General features: G+C 70.6%; 21 protein-coding genes, 1 tRNA gene and 1 other RNA gene. 5 read left to right on the top strand and 18 right to left on the bottom strand.

The features are described from left to right. Positions 1 to 16: 16 nt before the first annotated feature. Together P0Y48_07990 and P0Y48_07985 are read right to left on the bottom strand one after the other, a co-directional pair. Positions 17 to 718, bottom strand: coding sequence for a hypothetical protein (locus tag P0Y48_07990; protein ID WEK12418.1), 702 nt, complete (start codon positions 716 to 718; stop codon positions 17 to 19). Further along, complete coding sequence (locus P0Y48_07985) at positions 715 to 1230, bottom strand: MarR family transcriptional regulator (protein WEK12417.1); 516 nt, start codon at positions 1228 to 1230, stop codon at positions 715 to 717. Before P0Y48_07985 ends, P0Y48_07990 begins: the two co-directional genes overlap by 4 nt. Before the next feature lie 74 nt (positions 1231 to 1304). Here P0Y48_07985 and P0Y48_07980 point away from each other — a divergent pair, with 74 nt between their 5' ends. Then, positions 1305 to 1706 carry a hypothetical protein gene (locus tag P0Y48_07980; GenBank protein ID WEK12416.1) on the top strand — a complete coding sequence of 134 codons (402 nt, stop codon included), beginning with the start codon at positions 1305 to 1307 and terminating at the stop codon, positions 1704 to 1706. A 12-nt stretch (positions 1707 to 1718) separates the two neighbouring features. On the opposite strand, the gene P0Y48_07975 is transcribed toward P0Y48_07980, so the two are convergent. The 4 genes from P0Y48_07975 to P0Y48_07960 all read right to left on the bottom strand — a co-directional run bounded on the left by P0Y48_07975 (position 1719) and on the right by P0Y48_07960 (position 4054). Next, on the bottom strand, positions 1719 to 2096 hold the full coding sequence (locus tag P0Y48_07975; GenBank protein ID WEK12415.1) for a hypothetical protein: 378 nt from the start codon (positions 2094 to 2096) through the stop codon (positions 1719 to 1721). Beyond that, a complete protein-coding gene (locus tag P0Y48_07970) occupies positions 2087 to 2413 on the bottom strand; it encodes a hypothetical protein (protein WEK12414.1) in 327 nt (108 codons plus the stop codon). The genes P0Y48_07975 and P0Y48_07970 overlap by 10 nt, the downstream gene beginning before the upstream one ends. Beyond that, on the bottom strand, positions 2410 to 2949 hold the full coding sequence (locus P0Y48_07965) for a helix-turn-helix transcriptional regulator (GenBank protein ID WEK12413.1): 540 nt from the start codon (positions 2947 to 2949) through the stop codon (positions 2410 to 2412). Before P0Y48_07965 ends, P0Y48_07970 begins: the two co-directional genes overlap by 4 nt. 67 nt (positions 2950 to 3016) lie before the next feature. Then, positions 3017 to 4054 (bottom strand): beta-propeller fold lactonase family protein, encoded by a 1038-nt coding sequence (locus P0Y48_07960; GenBank protein WEK12412.1) that lies wholly within the window; start codon positions 4052 to 4054, stop codon positions 3017 to 3019. A gap of 249 nt (positions 4055 to 4303) precedes the next feature. Between P0Y48_07960 and P0Y48_07955 the strand changes: the two genes are divergently transcribed. Further along, positions 4304 to 4960 carry a CoA pyrophosphatase gene (locus tag P0Y48_07955; protein WEK15038.1) on the top strand — a complete coding sequence of 219 codons (657 nt, stop codon included), beginning with the start codon at positions 4304 to 4306 and terminating at the stop codon, positions 4958 to 4960. Positions 4961 to 5023: 63 nt separating this feature from the next. Continuing rightward, positions 5024 to 5114, top strand: a tRNA-Ser gene (locus tag P0Y48_07950). 68 nt (positions 5115 to 5182) lie between these two features. On the opposite strand, the gene P0Y48_07945 is transcribed toward P0Y48_07950, so the two are convergent. The 5 genes from P0Y48_07945 to P0Y48_07925 form a co-directional block, all read right to left on the bottom strand. After that, positions 5183 to 5929 (bottom strand): ATP-binding cassette domain-containing protein, encoded by a 747-nt coding sequence (locus tag P0Y48_07945; protein ID WEK12411.1) that lies wholly within the window; start codon positions 5927 to 5929, stop codon positions 5183 to 5185. After that, entirely contained in the window at positions 5926 to 6918 is a 993-nt protein-coding gene (locus P0Y48_07940; GenBank protein WEK12410.1) for an ABC transporter permease, read from the bottom strand. The genes P0Y48_07945 and P0Y48_07940 overlap by 4 nt, the downstream gene beginning before the upstream one ends. 44 nt (positions 6919 to 6962) lie before the next feature. Further along, on the bottom strand, positions 6963 to 8006 hold the full coding sequence (locus P0Y48_07935) for a substrate-binding domain-containing protein (GenBank protein WEK12409.1): 1044 nt from the start codon (positions 8004 to 8006) through the stop codon (positions 6963 to 6965). 107 nt (positions 8007 to 8113) lie between these two features. Next, positions 8114 to 9277, bottom strand: a complete 1164-nt coding sequence (locus P0Y48_07930) for a LacI family DNA-binding transcriptional regulator (protein WEK12408.1) — start codon at positions 9275 to 9277, stop codon at positions 8114 to 8116. Next, complete coding sequence (locus tag P0Y48_07925) at positions 9270 to 10652, bottom strand: FGGY family carbohydrate kinase (protein ID WEK12407.1); 1383 nt, start codon at positions 10650 to 10652, stop codon at positions 9270 to 9272. The genes P0Y48_07930 and P0Y48_07925 overlap by 8 nt, the downstream gene beginning before the upstream one ends. Positions 10653 to 10795: 143 nt before the next feature. On the opposite strand from P0Y48_07925, the gene P0Y48_07920 reads away from it, so the two are divergent. After that, complete coding sequence (locus P0Y48_07920; protein ID WEK12406.1) at positions 10796 to 11764, top strand: ketose-bisphosphate aldolase; 969 nt, start codon at positions 10796 to 10798, stop codon at positions 11762 to 11764. Positions 11765 to 11825: 61 nt separating this feature from the next. Here the strand turns inward: P0Y48_07920 and P0Y48_07915 are convergent, their stop codons facing one another. The 3 genes from P0Y48_07915 to P0Y48_07905 are packed head-to-tail and all read right to left on the bottom strand — an operon-like array spanning position 11826 to position 16370. Next, on the bottom strand, positions 11826 to 14105 hold the full coding sequence (locus tag P0Y48_07915; protein ID WEK12405.1) for a DUF3488 and transglutaminase-like domain-containing protein: 2280 nt from the start codon (positions 14103 to 14105) through the stop codon (positions 11826 to 11828). Continuing rightward, positions 14092 to 15339: a DUF58 domain-containing protein gene (locus tag P0Y48_07910; GenBank protein ID WEK12404.1), complete on the bottom strand. Its 1248-nt coding sequence runs from the start codon at positions 15337 to 15339 to the stop codon at positions 14092 to 14094. The genes P0Y48_07915 and P0Y48_07910 overlap by 14 nt, the downstream gene beginning before the upstream one ends. Positions 15340 to 15347: 8 nt before the next feature. After that, complete coding sequence (locus P0Y48_07905; protein WEK12403.1) at positions 15348 to 16370, bottom strand: MoxR family ATPase; 1023 nt, start codon at positions 16368 to 16370, stop codon at positions 15348 to 15350. An 82-nt stretch (positions 16371 to 16452) separates the two neighbouring features. On the opposite strand from P0Y48_07905, the gene ffs reads away from it, so the two are divergent. After that, an RNA gene (ffs, locus tag P0Y48_07900) (signal recognition particle sRNA small type) lies at positions 16453 to 16549 on the top strand. Between the two features lie 50 nt (positions 16550 to 16599). On the opposite strand, the gene P0Y48_07895 is transcribed toward ffs, so the two are convergent. The 4 genes from P0Y48_07895 to P0Y48_07880 are packed head-to-tail and all read right to left on the bottom strand — an operon-like array spanning position 16600 to position 19818. Further along, positions 16600 to 17220, bottom strand: a complete 621-nt coding sequence (locus P0Y48_07895) for a hypothetical protein (GenBank protein WEK12402.1) — start codon at positions 17218 to 17220, stop codon at positions 16600 to 16602. A 26-nt stretch (positions 17221 to 17246) separates the two neighbouring features. Next, on the bottom strand, positions 17247 to 17855 hold the full coding sequence (locus P0Y48_07890) for a hypothetical protein (protein WEK12401.1): 609 nt from the start codon (positions 17853 to 17855) through the stop codon (positions 17247 to 17249). Positions 17856 to 17890: 35 nt separating this feature from the next. Then, positions 17891 to 19570: an alpha/beta hydrolase gene (locus P0Y48_07885; GenBank protein ID WEK12400.1), complete on the bottom strand. Its 1680-nt coding sequence runs from the start codon at positions 19568 to 19570 to the stop codon at positions 17891 to 17893. Further along, the gene (locus tag P0Y48_07880; GenBank protein ID WEK12399.1) at positions 19570 to 19818 is read right to left on the bottom strand and encodes a hypothetical protein; all 249 of its coding nucleotides are present in this window, start codon (positions 19816 to 19818) and stop codon (positions 19570 to 19572) included. Before P0Y48_07880 ends, P0Y48_07885 begins: the two co-directional genes overlap by 1 nt. Between the last annotated feature and the right edge of the window lie 116 nt (positions 19819 to 19934).

Here is a 19934-nt window from a genome sequence, read left to right as displayed (position 1 = left end):
GCCCCTCTCCGCTTCCTCACGGGATGTGATGACGGACCGCGTGGAGAAAACCTTCCAGATCGTCGACCCACAGGCGGACGGTCGATACGGCATGTGCTCCTCCCCGCGGCGCAAGTTCCGGGAGGCGCACCGTCGTTGGGCCCTCCAAGGTGATCTCGACGTTGGTGGCATCCTGCATCCGTAGCGACAGCACCCGGGCGTCGTCGGGGCCGTCGATGCGCGGCGACTTCGGTTCGTCCGTGCGCGTGGATCGTGCCACGGCGGCGATGTCGTCCCAGGGGAGGTCGATGTCGATCTCGAGGCCTTCGCGCACCCTGATCCCATGCGGTCCGACGGTGTGGGGGCGCATCAGATACGCGCAGAGGAGCCCGATCATCCAGGTCAGTCCCCAGATCCCGAGGATGAGCAGGCCGATGCGCACCGCCGGCCACGGGTGCACGATGAGGTCGATGATGGGGATCTCGACGGCCGATAGGACGATGAAGACGATGAGGATGGTCCGGACGGGGGAGTCGTAGCGGAATCCGCTCGCGCCGGCCGGGACGGCAGGTCTGCGTGCGATCGCGCGGCCGATCGCGGCGTAGATCCCGAGTTCCAGGCGCAGCGCCCGGAGGATCCAGGAGCCGGCGCGTCCCACGCGGCCGCTGCGGACCGCGTGGGACGCCGCGTGGGACGGTGTCGCCGCGGGGGCGGCCGTGCCGGAGTTGATCTCTGTCATGACACTGCGGATGCGGATGCGGATGCGGATGCGGATGCGGGTGCGGGTGCGGGTGCGGCGGCGGAGGCTTCCCCGGCGGCCTCTGCGGCGATCAACTCGATGAGCCGCGCGGCGACCGCCTCCAACCCGCGATCCAGGGCGTCGCGGTCGGCAGGGGCTACCGCGGCGCGCAGCTGCGCGTTGAGCTCGGCGTGACGCTCGACCGTTTCGCGCATCAGCGCTGCACCGTCCGGCGTGAGGGCGACCAGATGCGCACGCCGGTCGTCGGGGTGTGCCGTGCGGAGGAGGTGCCCGGATGCCTCGAGTGCGTCGACGTGGGCACTGATCGTTCGGGGGGTCAGGTCCAGCGTCTCGGCGATCGTCTGCTGGGTGACCGGGCCGGCATGGTGGACCGTCCACAGCACCGCCATGCGCGACTCCGAGAGCGGGGTGCCGGCGTACTCCCGAGCCATGTCCTGTTGGAACAGGTGCGACACCAGGAGGAGCCGATCGAGCAAGCGCGGAGCGGGCATATCCGTACCTTACCTCATAGTTACACTATGTAACCATATTCTCCGTGTCCGGGGTCGGTGCAAGACTGGCCGCCATGACGCGCTTCGCGATCGACGCCGATACCGCACTCCGACTCGTCTCCGACGGTCGCGCACCGTCGGCGCCCCACACCCTCGTCGGCCCGACGGTCCTGCGCACCCACGCGCTGGAGACCCTGTACCGCGATGTCCGCGCGGGGCGCCTCACCGATGCCGAGGGCCGCCGCCTCCTCGACGGCGTCGCGACGCTGAAGATCCGCCTCCTCGGCGACCGCGTGTCGAGGGCGACCGCGTGGCGGATTGCCGTCCGTCTCGATGCGCAGAACACGCGGCTCGCGGCGTATCTCGCGGTGGCGACGCTCCAGGCCGACGTCCTGGTGACCGACGACCCGGAGTTGCGCACTGCGGCCGAGCACAGCGGTGTGCCGCTCGGCGGGTTCGACGATCTTCTCCGCTGACGTGAGGTGCGCTCACCCGAGCGCGACGATCAGCGTCGCCGCGATCAGGACGCCGCACACCGGCGTCATCATCAGCCGCTCTGACCGACTTCGCGAGGCGGCGTTCATCACGATGCCGAGACAGAAGTACGCCAGCAGCACCCAGGTCGAGACGACCACGAACGGCAGATCGGACCCTGGCAGCGTGCCCGCGCGGGCCAGCAGCAGCCACGCGAACGCGACGTAGAGGACGATCGAGAGCGCGCTGCCGATCCGCAGCGACCGGGGCAGCACCCGATGCGCCCCGCCCCAGACGAACCGACCCCAGGGCATCCCGGCTGCGACGCACACCTGCAGCGCTGCCAGCGCCGCGAGCAGGATGACGGCGACGGTCGCCGCGATCACCGCCACGCGAACACCGCGACGAGGAACGCCGCGTACACCGCGCCGGCGGCCAGGGCGAGTCGGTTCGACAGCGGCGTCCATCGCCCGCGCGCGACAGCGATGGTGAAGGCGATGGCCAGGAGAGCCCACACCGCGGTGTGCCCGGCATCCACGATCACCGCCCTTACTCCCGTGGCCCCGGGAACCTCGACACCGTCTCCGGCCGTCGCGAAGACGACCGTCACGGCGGTCGCCGCCGCGGCCGCAGCGGCGAACCATCCTCGGCGAGAGGCTGCCCGGCGCGGTGCGCTGTCGCGCTGCGGCGTGCTCTCCGGCGCGGTCATCGCACGTCCTCATCGAGCTCGCCGATCCACTCCACGGCCAGCCGTGCGGTGCGCAGCCCGTATTCCAGCACCGCGCGCTGGTAGGTGAAGACCTCGCGGTGCTCCGCCGCCAGCGAGGGGGCCTGTGTGTCGAGTTCGCGTCGGACGCCGTCGAGCTCGGCGAGGGTCGACGCCGCCTGTTCGCGCGCCGCCCGGATCACGCGGCGACGGTCCTCCGCGGAATCGAGGCGGCCGAGCAGGAAGACCTTCGCCAGGAGGATCGTCTCGGCATCCGCCCCGGCGGGGATCGGCGCGAGCATCCAGGCGTGCCAGTGCGCGCGCCCCGCGGGGGTGATCGTGTGGATCTTCCTCCCTCGGGCGCTCCCGGCATCCTCTTCGACGGTGACGTCGCCCTGCGCGACGAGCTGCGCCAGGTTGCGCTGGATGCTGCCGTAGCTGGCGCTGTAGAAGAGCGAGACGCCGGCGCGGAATCGCTTATGCAGGTCGTACAGCGACAGGGGGCCGGACAGCAGCAGTCCGAGGATGACGAAGGGCATGCGCGCTCACTCTCACGATATATCCGTGAGATATATCAATATCTCCTCAGGAGATATTGCGCAAGCCTCAGACGAACCGCACCCAGTTCGCGCCGCGTCCCGTCTCCGTCCGCTGCAGCAGGTGAAGGTGCTCGCCGTCGACGGCGTAGAGCGACACCTCCGTCGACCTCTCGCCCGCCGCGACGAGGAATGCGCCGTCCGCACTCGTCGCGAACCCGCGCGGCTGCGCCTCGGTGACCGTGAAACTCTGCGCCGCCGACAGGCCGCCGTCGGCGCGCACGTCCAGTGAGCCCAGCGTGCTCTCGGTGCGCTCCGAGGCCCAGAGGCGCCCCCCGACACCCCAGTGCAGGTCTGCTCCCCAGATGAAGTGATTCGCCATCGGATCGGCGCCGAACACGCTGTTACCGAGGCCCTTCGAGGGGTCGACGAACGACGCGGCTCCCCGAGGGGTCAGCGCGCCCGTCTCGGTGTCGCGCGCGAAGTGGAGCACCTCGCCGGAGAACTCGGTGATGACGTACACGGCACCCTGCGCCTCGTTCAGCTGAAGGTGGCGAGGTCCGCTCCCGGCCGGGGCGGGAGCCGTCGCGGGAGTGAGGGGATGCAGCGCGAGGTCGTCGCCGAGGGCGTACTGGGCGACGAGATCGGCCCCCAGTGACACGAAGTACGCGAACCGCCCGTCGGCGCTCGGCAGCACCGAGTGGAGGTTCGGGTAGTGGATGGTGGAGACCGGCTCTCCGACGACCCCGTCGACGACGGGCGCGCTGATGCCGTAGCCGCCTCCGTAGGACGCTGCCAGAAGGGCCGCGCCGCCACGCGTCAGGGCGATGTAGTTGACGTTTCCGGCAGGGAGGTCGCGGCGGGTCAGCGGCGTGAGCCGGCCCGTCGTGCGGTCGAGCGAGAGGGTCTGGATGCCGGGCGGCTGCTCGGCCGTCGAGCCCTTCACGGCGGCGAACACGAGGTCGCGCTCAGGGTCGACGGCGAACGTCGAGCAGCCCGGGAGGCCGTCGGTGACGGAGAGGCGATCGAGCCGCTCCCCATCGAAGCGGAAGGTGCTGATGCTGCCGTCGCCGGCGTTCGCGACGAGGACGAGGGAGGGAGAGGTCACGCTTCGATCGTAGGCCGCACCGGTGGGACAGCGGGCGCGGCCCGGGTACAGGCAGAATCCGGTCTGTGGCGGCGGTTCGTCCGGCGCGGGGCCGATTCTGCCTGTAACCGGGCACGTGCGCCGCCGCACCTCCCACCGCCACCCCGCCTCAGCGTCGCCGGCGCGTCGTAGCCTTGACGGGTGTCCACCGAACCGCCTCCGCCCGCCACTCGTGACGGACAGGCGGATGCCGGTGCCCGCGCCGAGTTGATGGCCCTCGCCGCCGCGGGCGGTCCTGCGTTCGCGCGCGACGCACCGCCCGCGGTGGCGGGGGCGCGGGCGGCGGCCGTGCTCATCCTCTTCGGCGTTCTCGACACCGTTCCCGCCGGTCGCGACGCCGCGGACGCGGTGGTGTCGCGCGACCTCGACGTGCTCCTCCTCGCACGCGCCACGACGCTCCGCTCCCACCCCGGACAGGTCGCCTTCCCCGGCGGCCGCGTCGACCCGGGCGACGACGGCCCCGTCGCCGCCGCGCTGCGGGAAGCACAGGAGGAGACGGGGCTCGATCCGGCCGGCGTCGACGTGCTCGGCATCCTCGACGACGTGCCGCTCGACTACTCGCGCCACCTCGTGACACCCGTGCTCGGGTGGTGGCGGCAGCCGTCGCCGGTGCGCGTCGTCGACGTCGCGGAGTCGTCGGCGGTCTTCCGTGCTCCCGTCGCCGACCTCCTCGACCCGCGTCGTCGTGGCGTGACCGTCATCCGTCGGGACGGCCAGGAGTGGCGGGGGCCGGCCTTCCTCGTGCCCCGGGAAGGCGGCTCGCATCTTGTCTGGGGGTTCACGGGGATGGTGCTGGACACCCTGTTCACCCGTCTGGGGTGGACAGAGCCGTGGGACGAGTCCCGCGAGATCCCGCTCGAGGGCTGATCGCCGCGATCGACAGTGGCCCGGGAACGGACCACGGATGCCGTACTGATAGAATCGACCCTTGGAAGTGTGTCCGAGCGGCCTAAGGAGCATGGCTGGAATCCATGTATACGGTTTTCCCGTATCGCAGGTTCAAATCCTGTCACTTCCGCCACAGATGAAGAGCGCCACCCCGTCGGGGGTGGCGCTCTTCGCTTTCCGGGGTCGGCGTCGGGGGGCGCCTCAGACCGTGCGCACGGCGCCGGTGACCATCCCGACGAGCTGCTCGCCCGTCACTTCCTCGGTGCGCGTGCCGCCCACGACGCGGCCGCCGCGCATCACCCACACCTGCTGCGAGAGGCGCTTGACCTGCTCGAAGTTGTGCGAGACGACGAGCACCGTCTTGCCGCCCTCCACGACGCGGCGGATGAGCGCCTCGACCTGCGCCGTCTCGTTCAGACCGAGCGCGGCGGTCGGTTCGTCGAGGATGATCATGTTCTTCGCCCACATCACGCCCCGGGCGATCGCGACCGCCTGCCGCTGACCTCCGGACAGCCGCTTGACCGAGCGTCCTACACCGGGCACGTTGACGGCCAGGTCGGCCACGAGCTCGGCCGCGCGCCGCTTCATCTCGCCGCGGCGGAGGAAGCGGAAGCCCGGGATGCCGGAGACGAGCTCGCGGTCCATGTACATGTTCTGCCAGACGCTCAGCTGGTCGCTGAGGGCGAGGTCCTGGTAGACGGTCTCGATGCCCTTGTCGCGGGCGTCGCGAGGGCTGGAGAAGCGCACCGGTTCGCCGTCGATGCGGATCTCGCCCTCGTCGGGCGTGTACAGGCCGGTCAGGCACTTGACGAGCGTCGACTTACCGGCGCCGTTGTCGCCGACGATCGCGGTGATCTCGCCCGCCTTGATCGTGAGCGACGCGCCCTTGAGGGCGTCGACGTTCCCGAAGGACTTGTGGATGTTCTCGACGACGATCTTGTCCGTCACTTCCGCCCCCTCATGAGCGTCGCGGCCGCGATGACGACGATGCCGATCATCAGCGGCGAGTAGAAGGCGCTCACGCCGAGCAGCGTGAGGCCGGACTGCAGGAACGTGAGCAGGATGGCCCCGATCACCGGACCGTAGATGGTGGCGCGTCCGCCGAAGAGGCTCACCCCGCCGAGCACGACGGCGGCGATCGCCTTCAGCAGGTAGTCGGTGTTGGTCGCCGGCTGGCTCGATCCGATGTAGCTGGTGAGCATGATCGCGCCGATCCCCGCCATGCCGCCGCAGATCATGTACCCCGCGAGCTTGATGCGCGGCACCTTCAGGCCCATGGCCTTCGCGGCATCCGGATTGTCGCCGACGGCGAGCAGGTGGGTTCCGAACCGGGTGTGGAAGAGCACGACGTGCAGCACGATGGCCAGGGCGATCGCGATGAGGAAGTTCACGCGGATGCCGCCGAGGTTCGCGGTGCTGATCGCGGTGAGCGCGCGCTCGGGGATCTGCACGGGCTTGCCCTGGGAGATGATGAGGCTCAACCCCATCACGACGCTCAGGGTGCCGAGCGTCACGATGAAGTCGGGGATCCTCACCCAGCCGATGAAGGTGCCGTTGAGCGTTCCGATCGCGAGCCCCGTGAGGAGTGCGATCCCGCAGCACGCGAGCAACGGCAGCCCCGCCTGGTACGCCGTCGCCAGCGTGACGCTCCCCAGGGCGACCGTGGCCGCCAGGGAGAGGTCGATGCCGGCGAGAGTGACGGCGAACGTCGCACCGAGGGCGAGGATGATCGGGATCGTCGCGTCCGCCAGCATGCTCGTGATGCTCGGCCACGAGAGGAATCTCGGGTTGATCGAGCCGAGCACGATGGCGAGCACGACGAGCGCCACGGGCGCAGCGAGCTTCATCCACGTCTCTTCCGAGCCGAGGGTGCGGCGCACGGCGTGAGCCGCGTCGTCGACGCTCGGTCGTGTGCGTGAGGGCGTCTGGGTGGTCATGGGTGAGGATCCCCGTCTCTTCCTGTGTTCTCTGGCTGTCCGGGTCAGTCGAACGGGTTCGGCACCTCGAAGCCCTCCGGCGGAGCCGGGAAGGCGTCGAGCGCAGCCTGCGCGTTGTCCTTGGTGACGATCAGGACCGGCGTCTCGACGTTGTCGGGGATGTCCGCCCCGCCCATCGCCGCGACGCAGGCCTGCACGGACTGCACGCCCATGAGGTACGGGAACTGCTCGATCGCGGCCGGCTGACCACCCGCGACGATGTCCTTGAGCTGGTCCTGCGTGCCGTCGATGCCGACGACGGCGACCTCACCGGTCTTGCCGGCTTCCTCGACGGCCTGCTGGATGCCCATCGCCATGTCGCCCGACGGGGTGAAGAAGCCCTTGATGTCGGGGTTCGCGATCAGGATCGTCGCCGCTGCGCTCTTGGCCTTCGCCTTGTCGAAGTCGGCCGCGACCGTCTGGGTGATCTCGAGCTTGCCCTCGACGGCCTTCTCGAAGCCCGCGAGGCGGGCGATGTTGCCCGGGTCGGCGACCAGTCCGCCGATGAGCGCCACCTGCGAGCCCTCGTCGACCAGGTCGAGCATGGCCTCGCCACCGGCGGCGCCGGCCGTCTCGTTGTTCGTGCCCACGTAGGTCGTGACGTCGACGCCCGCGTCTGCGGCGGCATCCAGGTCGATCGGCAGGTCGAGGTTGACGATCGGCGTGCCCGCCTCGCTGACGGGGACGAGGCCGGTGAGCAGGTTGGTCTGGCTCGTCGGGTTGACGACGTAGCAGTCGTAGCCCGCGGTGACGAGCGCGTTGAGCTTGGAGGCCTGGCCCGAGTCGTCGGTGACGTTCTCGGCCGCCACCACGGTGAGCTCGACGCCCGCCTCGTCGGCGGCCGCCTGGGCGCCCTCGGCCATCGCGCCGAAGTACGTGTTGTCGAGCGGCTTGATGACGAAGGCGATCTTGCCGCCCTCCGTCGTGGTGCCGCCGGGCTCGGTCGCGTCGGGCGTCTCGGTGCCCGCGCAGCCGGCGAGGGCCAGCGCTAGGATGGTCGCCGTCGCAGCGGCCGCTCCCGCGGTCCGCATCCGGGTGATCGTGGTCATTTCTCTCCTTCGAGTGTGATTCGTTCTCTGGTGCGACGCGGCTGGCCGCAGTGGTTGCTTTGCTGGCACACTGCGGTCAGCTGACCCGTCCGTCGCCGACGGGAGTCTCAGGATGCCGGGAGCGGCCCCATCATCAGCGGCGCCTGCGTCAGCGGGATGCACCCGCATGTGGTGCCGAACTCGATGTCGATGTCGACGCTGACGCTCCGCGGCGGCAGCGTCGGGTCTTCCGTCCGTTCGGCGAGCAGCTTCATGGCCTTCGCCGCCACGGTGTGCACCGGCACCACGCCCTGCGTGGGCTTCAGCCCCGTCACCGTCGCCTCGCCGATCGAATCGATCGTCGTGACGAGGACGTCGCGGGGGATGTGCAGCCCGAGGCGCGCGATCGCCGCCATCGCGCCCCAGAACATGCGGTTGTTGGTCGTGAAGACGCCGAACGGCGGCGTGAGCGTGCGGAACAGCTCCAAGGCCCCGGCGGCCGCGTCGTCGGGGGTGGTGTGGCCTGCGCTGACGTGGTGCTCCAGCCCCGCCGCGTTCATCACCCGCGCGTATCCGCTCTGGCGGTCGCGGACGTTCGAGATGGCCGTGTTCCCGGCCAGCAGGGCGACCTGGCGCAGTCCGTGGTGCGTCACGAGGTGGCCCACGAGCCTTTCAGCGGCGCGCCGATTGCCGGCGAGCACGTGATCGGCGGTCTTGCGCACCGAGGGCACGGTGCGGTCGACGATCACGGTCGGGATCTCCGAGACCGCGTCGGGCAGGCTCGGGGCGCCGCTGGGGAGCACGATCAGGCCGTCGACGCGCTGCTGCCGGAAGGTGCGCAGGTAGCGCTCCTCCTGGTCGGCCTCCTCGTCGGAGTCGCCGAGGAGGAGCGTGGGGGAGGTCGGCGCCAGCCGCTCCTCGATCGCGCGGGTCAGCAGGGCGAAGAAGCCGTTGCGCACGTCGGGGATGATGAGGCCGATGAATCCCGATCGCTTCGTGCGCAGGCCGGTCGCCGCGGCATCCCCGACGTACGCGAGCTCCTCGACGGCGGCCATGACCTTCTCGCGCATGGCCGGTGCGACGTAGGCCTCGCCGTTGAGCACGCGCGAGACGGTCTTCGTCGATACTCCGGCGTGCTGGGCGAGGTCGACCAGTCGTGTCGGGCGGCGGAAGCCGCGCGGTGCACCCGCGTCGAGCTCGCTCATGACACCCGCCGGTACACGCAGGCGGTGCAGGACGGCGATGCCCAGGATGATGACGCACGCATGGATGGGTGCTCCTCTCTCACCCATGGCGCAGCGCGCTCGGGGACTCGGGGACGACGGCGGACAGCGGAACGGTGTCGGCGGGCGGGTACTGCTCCGGTGTCCACCATCCTGCCGCGACACCGGCCAGCAACCCGGCGCCGCGCGAGACGGCCTCGCGTTCGGCGGCCATGGCGAGGGGATGCCGTGCCCGGCGCAGCTTCGCCTCCACCCACCGGCGGCTACGCAGGCCGCCTCCGATGAGCAGTGTGGGTCCGGTGACGCCGCTCAGCGCGCGCAACTGGGCTTCGGCCTCCGCCGAGGCGGACGCGTATCCCTCGAGCGTCGCCGCCCAGGCCTCCTCGGCGGGGCGGGAGAGGAGCTCGGCCGGGATGCGTCCCTCCTGCATGTCCACCAGGGTGGCGAGGTCGAGCGGCTCCGCCTCCACGCGGATCGCGCGGAACTCGATGTCGTCTCGCTTGACGCGCAGCGCCCGCTGCAGGTGCCGGGTCGCGAGTCCGGGGCGCAGCGTCTCCCACAGGAGCATGTGCCGCGGGGTGCCGGGCCACGCGGTGACGGTGAGGTCGCCGAGCTGGTCGGGCCAGGCCGGGTGGGGCTGCGCGGGGTCGGCCTCCCAGGCGACGACGAGCGGCTCGCCGGTGCCCATGGAGTCGATCACCTCGGTGCGGTCGCCTCCCGCGCCGATGACGCCGACGGGGTGGTCGTGCCCGGCGATGGTGACCGGGATGCCGGCGGGCAGCCCGCTCCAGGCGGCTCCGTCGGCCGAGATGTGTCCGAGGGCGGTTCCGGCGATGCGTGCGGGAGCCCACACGAGGGAGTCGAGACCGACGCGTGCCAGGATCTCGCGGTCGTACTCGCCGCGGGTGGGGTCGAACGCGCCGCTCGTGGCGGCGAGCGAGTGCTCCTGCGCGAGGGCGCCGGTGAGGCGCCACACCGTGAGGCCGGCCACGCCGGTCCACGTGCCGCGTGCGTCGTAGCCGTGCCGGGCGAGCCAGCCGAGCTTGGCGATGCTCGTCACGCTGCGTGGCTGGCGGCCGGTGCGCCGGTGGATCTCGGCCTCGCCGAACGCATCGAGCAGTTCGTCGACGATCTCGGTGCCGCGTTCGTCGTGCCAGGCCACGAGGGGGAGGACGCTCGGTCCGTCGGCGTAGATGGCCGTGCCGGTCTCGCCCATGCTGGCGACGCCCACGGCGGCGATGCGGGTGGCGAGGACGCCGAGATCTTGGATCGCGGCGCGGATCGCGGCGAACAGAGCCTCCGTCGACATCTCGACTCCGAAGGCGCTCGCGGCGAACGGCGTCGGTGCGACCCCGATGCCGAGGGAACGGCCGTGGCGGTCGATCGCGTTCGCCTTGATCGACGATGTGCCCAGGTCGATGCCCAGCAGCAGCTCGTCGCGCATTCTCACTCCTCGTCTTCCTCGACTCCGGCGGACAATCTCTGTCCATCGATGGACAAACTAACACCCGACACCTAGTCTGTCTACCGTTGTCAGAAATCACCGCCCGTCGCTGCAGACGGGCACGAGAAACGGAGGACGAGCTCTTGGCTCTCATCACTCTCAGGGCGGCGCTGGATGCCGCACGCGCAGGAAGCTACGGTGTCGGAGCCTTCAACGTGACCGATCTCGCCCAGGCCGAAGCGGTGCTCGACGCCGCCGCGGCCACCGACTCCCCGGTGATCGTGCAGACGATCGCCGGAGCCTCGGTGCACGGTCGCGACGAGCTCTTCTGGCAGGCGCTCGTGAACCTCATCGGCAATTACCCCGACGTGCCGGTCGTGCTCCACCTCGACCACGGCGCCTCCTACGACGACTGCGTGCGGGCGATCGGCGCAGGCTTCACGAGCGTCATGATCGACGGCAGCATGCGGGACGACCACGTCACCCCGGCGACCTTCGAGGAGAACGTCGAGGTCACGCGCCGCGTCGTCGAGTACGCTCACGCGCGCGGTGTTTCCGTCGAAGGCGAGCTCGGCACGATCGGCGGATCGGAGGACGGCGGCGCGAGCAGCAAGGAGATCATCCTCGCCGACCCCGACGAGGCGGCACGGTTCGTCGCCGAGACGGGCGTCGACGCCCTCGCGGTCGCCATCGGCACCTCGCACGGCGCGTACAAGTTCACGAGCCCGCCCGACGGCACCGTGCTGCGCATGGACCTCATCGAGGAGATCGCCGCGCGCATCCCCGACACCCACCTCGTCATGCACGGGTCGTCCTCGCTCCCGGCCGATCTGCGCGAGACGATCAACGCGCACGGCGGCAAGCTCCCCGAGTCGTGGGGCGTTCCCGAGAGCGAGAAGGCGCGCTCGACGAAACTCGGGATCCGCAAGATCAACCAGGGCATGGACTCCCACATGGCCCACAGCGCCGCGGTGCGCACCTACCTCGACGCCGACGGCATCGGCGTCGACCCCGCGCTGTACGGCAAGCCCGGGCGTGAGGCGATGCAGCGCATCGTCGCCGACCGCATGCAGGTGTTCGGCCAGGCGGGCCAGTCCTACCGCCACCGCTGAGCGAGACACCCACGCAACCCGAGCGGCCCGACCCGCGAGCCACCGCTCGCCGGTCGGGCCGTCAGCTCGCCGGTGTCGCCGAGGAGCCGGCGAAGGCGGAGCCGGGCCGCACCACGAGCGATCGCGGCAGGAGCACCGCGGCGGCCCGGGCGCCGGCCGACAGCTCGGACAGCAGTGCGGTGCGCACCGCCTCGGCATCCTCCGCGAGTGTCGCCGCTCCGGTGACGCCCGTGCTGTCCCGGGCGTAGCTCGCCCGTTCGATCGCGGCGACGAGACGCGCGACGACGGCATCCGGTGCTCCGTGCTCCGCCACCAGACGCGCGCCGAACCCCCGCGGCGACTCCGCCGCGGGAACGGAGATGCCCACGTCGATCGCCGCCTCCTGGAGCATGCGCCATGCGGCACCGGCATCGCCGTCCGCCGCCCGCCGGGAAAGGCTCCGCCGGCGCACCGTGCGCACCAGCACGGGCAGGCCGCCGACGACGAGGATGCCGCCCACGGTCAGCAGGTACGGCCGCAGATCGACGAGGCGCAGGGTGGAGGCCGTGGCATCCGTCGGGATGTCGTCGGGACGCTCGACGGGCGCTGCCGAAGCCGTCGAGGTGGGCGTGGTCGTCGGCGTCGGACCCGCGATGTCCTCCCCGCCGTCGTCGACCCCCGCCTCGCTCGCCGGCAGGAAGCGCGTCTCGTTGCCGAGGCTCTTCGTAGGCTCGAACGCCACCCACCCGATGCCCTCGAAGTGCACCTCGGGCCAGGCGTGCAGCTGGCTGGTCTTGACCTCCGCGAGCCGCTGACCCTCTTCGGTCTCACCCGTGTAGGTGCCGGGGAGGAATCCGACGACGATCCGCGACGGCATGTCGAGCGCGCGAGCCATGAGCGCGAACGCCCCGGCGAAGTGGATGCAGTACCCCTCCTTCGCCTGCAGGAACGCGGCGACGGCATCCGAGCCCGTCCCGTCGAAGCCCTCCAGCACGGGGGCTTCCAGCGAGTAGGTGAACTCGGGCCCGCGGAACCACTCCTGCAGTGCGTCGAGTCGGTCGTAGTCCGTCCGTGCACCGGCCGTCACCTGCTCCGCCAGCTCTCCCACCAGCGCGGGCGTGGACTCGGGGAGGGCCTGTACATCGAGCGTGAGCCCGCGCACCGTGGCTCGTGAGGCACGCACCTGCTCGAGCGTCGGGCGCGGCACCTGCGAGACCACTTCGTATCGCTGACCCTGGGTGCTCGCCTGACCGCTGAGCACCGTCCGGCTGTACGGCACGGCGCGCCACAGCCCCTCCAGTCCGTCCACGCTCACCGCCGGGTACGACACCGGCAGGTAGGAGGAGGAGAGGTTGGAGATCGCGATGTTGGTGCGGTACTGCGTGACCCTGATGTCGTCGTCCACGACGACGGGCTCCATCCCCTCGTCCCACAGGGGCACCGAACGCGGCCGATCCGGACGCCACACGTCGCCGTCGAACTCCGACAACGTCGCGACCCTGAGATAGGGGAGGGTCGGTCCGTCGGTGCGCACCGTCATCACCGTCACGTCGTCACGGCGGCGGAGATCGTTGCCGAGATCGAGGGTCGGGTCGATCGTCGCCAGTGTTCCCGTGCCCGAGCCTGCGGCGACGGGCGCCGGGAGTGCCGGCGCGCTGATGAGCGTCGCCACGACGGTCACGACGCCGATGGTCGCCGCCATCGCGGTCACGCCGGACGAGGTTCCCGGCTCGGGCGCTTCGCGCGTGCGCGTCTCGGCGCGGATCAGCGCGAGCACCGCGCAGGCGAGGAAGACGAACGCCAGCACGTTGACGCCGCTCGGGACGGCGATCGCCGGGATCAGCCAGACCGCCACGAGAGCGATGGATGCCAGAAGCGGCATACGCGCGGTCAGCACGACGTGGTCGAGGGCGATCGTGAGGATGCCGATCGCTCCGATGATCAGGAACGTCAAGGACTCCGACGGTGCCATCGGCGCCACGCCCAGCAGGATCTCGGCCGACGCCTGCTGCACCGTGGCGACCGCGGCGTCGACGACATGCGGCGTGGGCACGATCCCGAAGAGGGCCTCCCGCCCGAAGAACACCGCCGTGATGCCGGCGGCCCACACCGCGACCTCGGCCAGCGTCACCCCGACGGCAGGCGCGCGCAGTCGCCGCAGCGCCGCCCCCACCAGGAGGAGCGTTCCCGTCACCGCGGGAACACCCCACAGCCAGGCGCCCGGGGCGACGACCGTCAGCAGCGGCGCCGCCGCCGCGATCATCCCGAGCCAGAGGGCGAGCGACAGGCGCCGTTCGCCGCGACGATGGGCCGACTCCGCCTCGGGCGCCGCGAGGGCCGACGCCGTGTCAGACGCCGACACGGCGGCCTCCTCTGTCGACGGCTCCCGCCCACGCTGCGGCGAGGTCGCTGCCCGGCGGGATGGATGCGGTCCGCCACCCCGTCGCCGCGGCCCGCGCGAGCGCGTCGGCGCGGGGGGCCACGACCAGCAGGAGGGGGAGGGCGCTGTGGTGAGGCAAGGCCGCCAGTGCGTCGGCATCCGTGCCGTCGAACACACCCGTGATGACGACGAGCGGACCCGTCTGCACCCCCGCGAACAACCGCACGAGCGGCGTCGGATCGGACGCCCGGCGCACGGCGGTCACGCGCGCGAAGCTCGTCAGGAGCCGGTCGACTCCCGAGGCGTCGCCGCCGTCGATCGGTTCGGCGAGTTCGGACCCGTCGAGGTCGATCACGGTGACGCGATAGCCCTCTCGCACGAGACGGGCGGCGGTGGAGACGCACGCCGTCACGGCGGCTTCGAATCCCGCGTCCTCGCCGGGTGCCCGCATCGCCTCCTCGCTCCAGCGCGCGGCGCTGCAATCGAGCACGACCACCGCTTCCGGCGTCGTCTCCTGTTCTTCCTGCCGCACCATCAGTTCGTCGCGGTGCGCACTGGCACGCCAATGGATGCGGCGCATCGAGTCACCGGGCACGTAGTGGCGGGGGATGAGGTTGTCCGCGCCCTGGCCGAGCTGATTCGTCGTCGAGTGCATGCTGCCGCCGGCTTCCCCCGGCAGTTCGGAGAGGGCACCGAGTTCGACCGCCTGCGGCGCCACCGTCAGCAGCGACGGCTCGCCGACGGTCGTGCGGCGTCGGGCGAATCCGAACGGGTCCGTCGAGGTGACCGTGAGCGGGCCGACCGGGTGGATGCCGCGTCGCCCCGGAGTCAGGTCGTACTCGAGGTCGACGCCCCGACTCGCGATCCCCATGCCGGATGCCGTGGCGGGGAATCGGCCGTGCGCTTCGGCATCCATGCCCGGGGCGAGCGCATCGCGCCACGCCCCCTGCGCGACGGGGAGCGGCGAGCGGATCTGCACCCGCGCGTGCACGCGAACCTCTTGACCGGTCGTCGCGACGTCGGGGTGGAACGACCGCGTCACCGTCTCGGACCGCCGCACGACGTACAGGGTCACGATGCTCGCCGCGACGGCGGTGAGCAGCAGCACACTGACGTAGATCAGCTCCGTGACGACGAACTCGTGCGCCAGCACGAAGCAGAGCACACCGAGCACCACCGCCCCGGTGCCTCGGAGCGTCAGCGGCCAGCGATTCACGGTAGGCCTCAGCGAGTGGCGAGCGGCACGCGCACGGAGTCGGCGATCGAGCGCAGGACGGAGCTGACGGCATCCGAGGCGGTGTGTCCGCGGGTCGCGCTCGTTCCCCGGGCGGCGATCATGCGGTGCGCGAAGACCGGGTCGAGGAGGGTGGCGACGTCGTCGGGGATGACGAACTCCCGACCGTCCAGCGCAGCCCAGACCTTCGCGGCGCGCACGAGTTGCAGCGTGGCGCGCGGGCTCGCACCCAGACGAACATCGGGATGCGACCGCGTCGCGCGCGCCAGTCCCACGGCGTACTCCTCGACGGCGGGGGAGACGTGGACATTGCGCGCCCAGGCGATGAGCTGCCGAACGCGCGCCGAGGTGAGGACGGGCCGAACATCGTCGAGCGGGTTCAGGGTGTCGCGTTGGCGCAGCATGAGCGCCTCGGATGCCGCGTCCGGGTACCCCATCGAGACGCGCATCATGAAACGGTCGCGCTGCGCCTCCGGGAGTGCGTACGTGCCCTCCATCTCCAGCGGATTCTGGGTGGCCACGACGAGGAACGGGTCGGGAAGGGCTCTGCTCGTCCCGTCGACCGTCACCTGGTGCTCCTCCATCGCCTCCAAGAGGGCGGACTGCGTCTTCGGTGAGGAGCGGTTGATCTCGTCGGCGATGACGATGTGGGCGAACACCGCGCCCTGCTTGAACTCGAACACTCGGTCGACCGGGTTGTACACGCTTACGCCGGTCACGTCGCCGGGAAGGAGGTCGGGAGTGAACTGGATGCGGCGGACCGTGGCATCCACCGTGGCCGCCAACGCCCGCGCGAGCATCGTCTTGCCGACGCCCGGGACGTCCTCGATGAGGAGGTGCCCCTCGGCGAGGAGACACACGAGCGCGGCGCGGACGGCGTGGGGCTTGCCGTCGATCACCCGTGTGACGGACTCGGCGATCGCCGTAGTCTCCTGCGCGAACTGCTCAGCCGTGACGTCCTCGCGAATCGGTGGAGCGTCGTCACGGAGCGTGTGGGTGTGATCGTCGGGCATGCGTTCCCCTTCGCCGCGGCGGTGCGTTTCTCGATGCTAACCCGGTGCGGCATGCGCGCGGCCGGACGTCGGGTAAACTTGCAGAAGCTCTCCGCGAGACGGCATCCAGGCCAACTCCCCCAGGACGGAAACGTAGCAAGGGTAACCAGGCTCTGCCGGGTTCGCGGAGAGTCTTTCTTTTGCCCGGCGACTGCCGGACGCACGGCCGCTCGATCCCGGCGCCTGACCATCATGGTGTCGGGGTGGGGTCGGGGTAGCGCGGGGCGTCGAGGGGGAACAGGAAGAGGGGTTCGGCGTCGGGGCGTTCCGTCTTGGGGAAGTAGGGGGTGCGGTCTCCGATGCCGGTCTCTTCGAACATTTCGGCTTTGAGCGCGCGGTTGTTACCCGGGTGGCAGTCGGTCGTGATGTTGAGGTGGAACCCGCCACCGTGGGGGGTGGAGTCGAACACGAGCCGGCTGATCCCGTTGCCGCGGGCGATGATCACCCAGATCGCGTCGGGGTCATCGGTCGGACTGATGGATGCGTCCAGCCCGGCGGCGGTGATCGCCGCCGCCGCCGCTTCGTACCGTTCCAGCCGCAATGCCGGATCCGGCGACCGCAGATACCGCGTGAAGTAGAACTCGTATCCGCGGCCGTCGCGACACGAGTCCGGCAGAGCACCGTAGTCACCGACTTCCCACTCGCCGTCGTAGACGGCCGTGAGGATGTCGGTTGCGATCGCCCGGTAGGCGAGGTAATGACCTTTCGCCTGCGCGTACAGCTCCGCGCCCGTCGGCACCGGTTGCGCCGCGCACCCCGTCACCATCGCGACCACCAGCACCACCACACCGAACCAACGCCCATGACGCATCCGTCCTCTCGTTCCGACCCGAGCCGTCATGGTGTGGGGGTGGGGTCGGGGTAGCGGGGGGCGTCGAGGGGGAACAGGAAGAGGGGTTCGGCGTCGGGGCGTTCCGTCTTGGGGAAGTAGGGGGTTGCGTCGAACACCGGGGTGGGTTCGTCGAAGAGGAGGGTGACCAGTTCCTCGCTGTCGCCCGGGTGGCAGTCGGTGGTGATGTTGAGGTGGAATCCGCCGCCATGGGGGGTGGAGTCGAACACGAGCCGGCTGATTCCGTTGCCGCGGGCGATGATCACCCAGATCGCGTCGGGATCGTCGGTCGGGCTGATGGATGCGTCCAGCCCTGCGGCGGTGATCGCCGCGGCCGCCGCTTCGTACCGTTCCGCCCGCAACGCCGGATCCGGCGAGCGTAGATACCGCGTGAAGTTGAAGTCATAGCCGCGGTTTCCGTCACATGACCCGGGGAGTGCGCCGTACCCGGCGCCCTCCCCGCCGACTTCCCACTCGCCGTCGTACACGGCCGTGAGGATGTCGGTTGCGATCGCCCGGTACGCGAGGTAATGACCCTTCGCCTGCGCATACAGCCCCGCGCCCGTCGGCACCGGTTGCGCCGCGCACCCCGTCACCACCGCCGCCACCAGCACCACCACAGCAACCCAACGTGCAAAACGCTCTCGTCCTCTCATTCCGACCCGACCCCTCCCTGCGCGGTACCCGGGGAACCCGTCGCGACGATCGAGACGAAGTTGTAGAACGACTCCGTTCCATCGATGAGGTAGCCCTGATCGGTGAAGTCCCACGGCGCTTCTGCGCCCAGTCCCGAGGCATGCGTCGAGTGGCCCGGTGTGGGAGTGAGCCGCGTTCCCGTGTGCTGCGTCGGCGTCGCGAGCGAGCCGTCGTCGTTGCGCGCGTACCCCCCGTCCGAGTCGAACGTCGTCACGCCGGGCACATCCTCGGGCGCGACGGGGTGCACGCCGGACGCCCGGCCGACGATCGCCAGCGAGTCGCCCGGTGCCCGTGTGGCGAACATCTCGACCCCGGAGAAATCTCCGCGGGCCGTCGGCGGCTGGTGCCGCGTCGTTGCCGTGAGCGCGGGGATGAGGCCGGCGCTGCCGAACGTCACGAAGCGATCAACCGACAGATTGTCGGCGGCGGCGCCAATCGCCGCCGCCGCCGTCGTCGACCCGTACGAATGCGCACCGACCGTGAGCACGGCCGCCGCGTTCGCGCTCCGCACGCCGCCGAGGAACGTCGAGAGCCGGCCCGCCCCCTCGTCCGCGTGGGCATTGCCGGGCTCCTCCACGAAGTTCGGGGTGTCGTAACCGAACCACACGATCGACGCTGACGCGCTCACCTCGTGCGGTACCGCTGTGACCGCATCGTTCATGTGGATGGCGGTTTCGGTCCACGGTTCGAGGTCGGCCGTCGTCGTCATCATGCCGGGCACCAGCAGCGTGACGTGGGACGCGCGTGCGACATCGCCGAAGCTCACCGACGCGAGCACCTGCGACTCGGCATCCGGCTGGAAAGACAGGAGTCTTCCGCCGCTTCGGATGGACTTCGCGATGGCCGTGAACTCCGCGTTCTCGGGGTCAGCCGCGATCACGCGGTTCAGACGCACCATGTTCGCGGCGTGACGCGCGGCATACGGGATGCCTTCCAGGTTTCCGATGATCTCCGGAGACGTCGCGATCAGCTCCTCGCGCACGGACGGGGACAAGGCCGCCCATTCCTTCGCCACCCGGTCGGGGTCGCCCGAGATCACGGCGTGCAGACGGGATCGCAGCGCGAGCCCGGAATCGCCCGCCACCGCGATCACATCGGCGAACTCGTCGAGCGCGCGTTCGTAGGCGGCATCCCACCGTCCGAACCAGTACTCGTAGTCCTCCCACGCGGCATCCCGTCGCGCTGTCGCGGCCGTCGTGGCCTCGTGCGCCGTCTGCCGCGCCCACGTCGTCGCGGGGCTGTCGTCGTCGAGCAGCCGTGTCGCCTCCTCCTCCTGCTGTGCTGCCTGCGCCGCCGCGTGCGCCGCCGTGATCTCCGCGACGAGGTCGCGGATGCGCGGGGCGGCCGTGTCGAACTCGTCGAAGTAATGGCCGAGCGCGCGTTCCACGCGACCGGCCAGCGTCGTCACGGCGGAGAGGACGTCGCCGGCCGTGGTCGCGTCGGCACGCAGCGCATCGATCGCCTTCCCCTCGCCGTCGATTCGCGCGACGCCGTGAACGAAGGGTGCGAGCCCATCCAGGTCGCCTCGGAGCATGCCCATGACCCGCACCACTTCGGTCATCCGACCCGATCGGCCATCGAGCTCCAGCAGGGGATACCCGCGCGTGGGCGAGGTGAGGGAGACGACCTCGACCATCAGCCGACCGCCCGCGCGATCTCGACGTCGAGCGCGGGGAAGTCGGCGACGATCGACTCGGCCCTCATCCGCAGGTCGCTGAGCCGGGAGTCCAAGAGGGTACGCGAACGCTCGAACTCCTGGAGAGATTCACCGGCGATGACCATCAGCTGACCGCGGTTGGCGGGGAATCCGATTCCCGGATCTTCGGAGAACTCGCCGCCGCCGGCCAGCATGCTCTGCAGCGCCGCCAGGGTCGAGGTCACCATCTCGAGACTTTGGGTATCGACGTCCACATCTGCCACGTGCCACCGCCGCCTCTCCTCATCGCCTGCATCGACGCTTCTCGACGCTTCGCCGATTTCTCTCCTTCGAGGACGCGCGA

The organism is Candidatus Microbacterium phytovorans, from assembly GCA_029202445.1.
In the GTDB taxonomy this organism is placed as follows: Bacteria; Actinomycetota; Actinomycetes; order Actinomycetales; family Microbacteriaceae; genus Microbacterium; species Microbacterium phytovorans.
The sequence above is the reverse complement of the archived record's forward strand: the minus strand, read 5'-3'. Positions and strand labels throughout refer to the sequence as shown.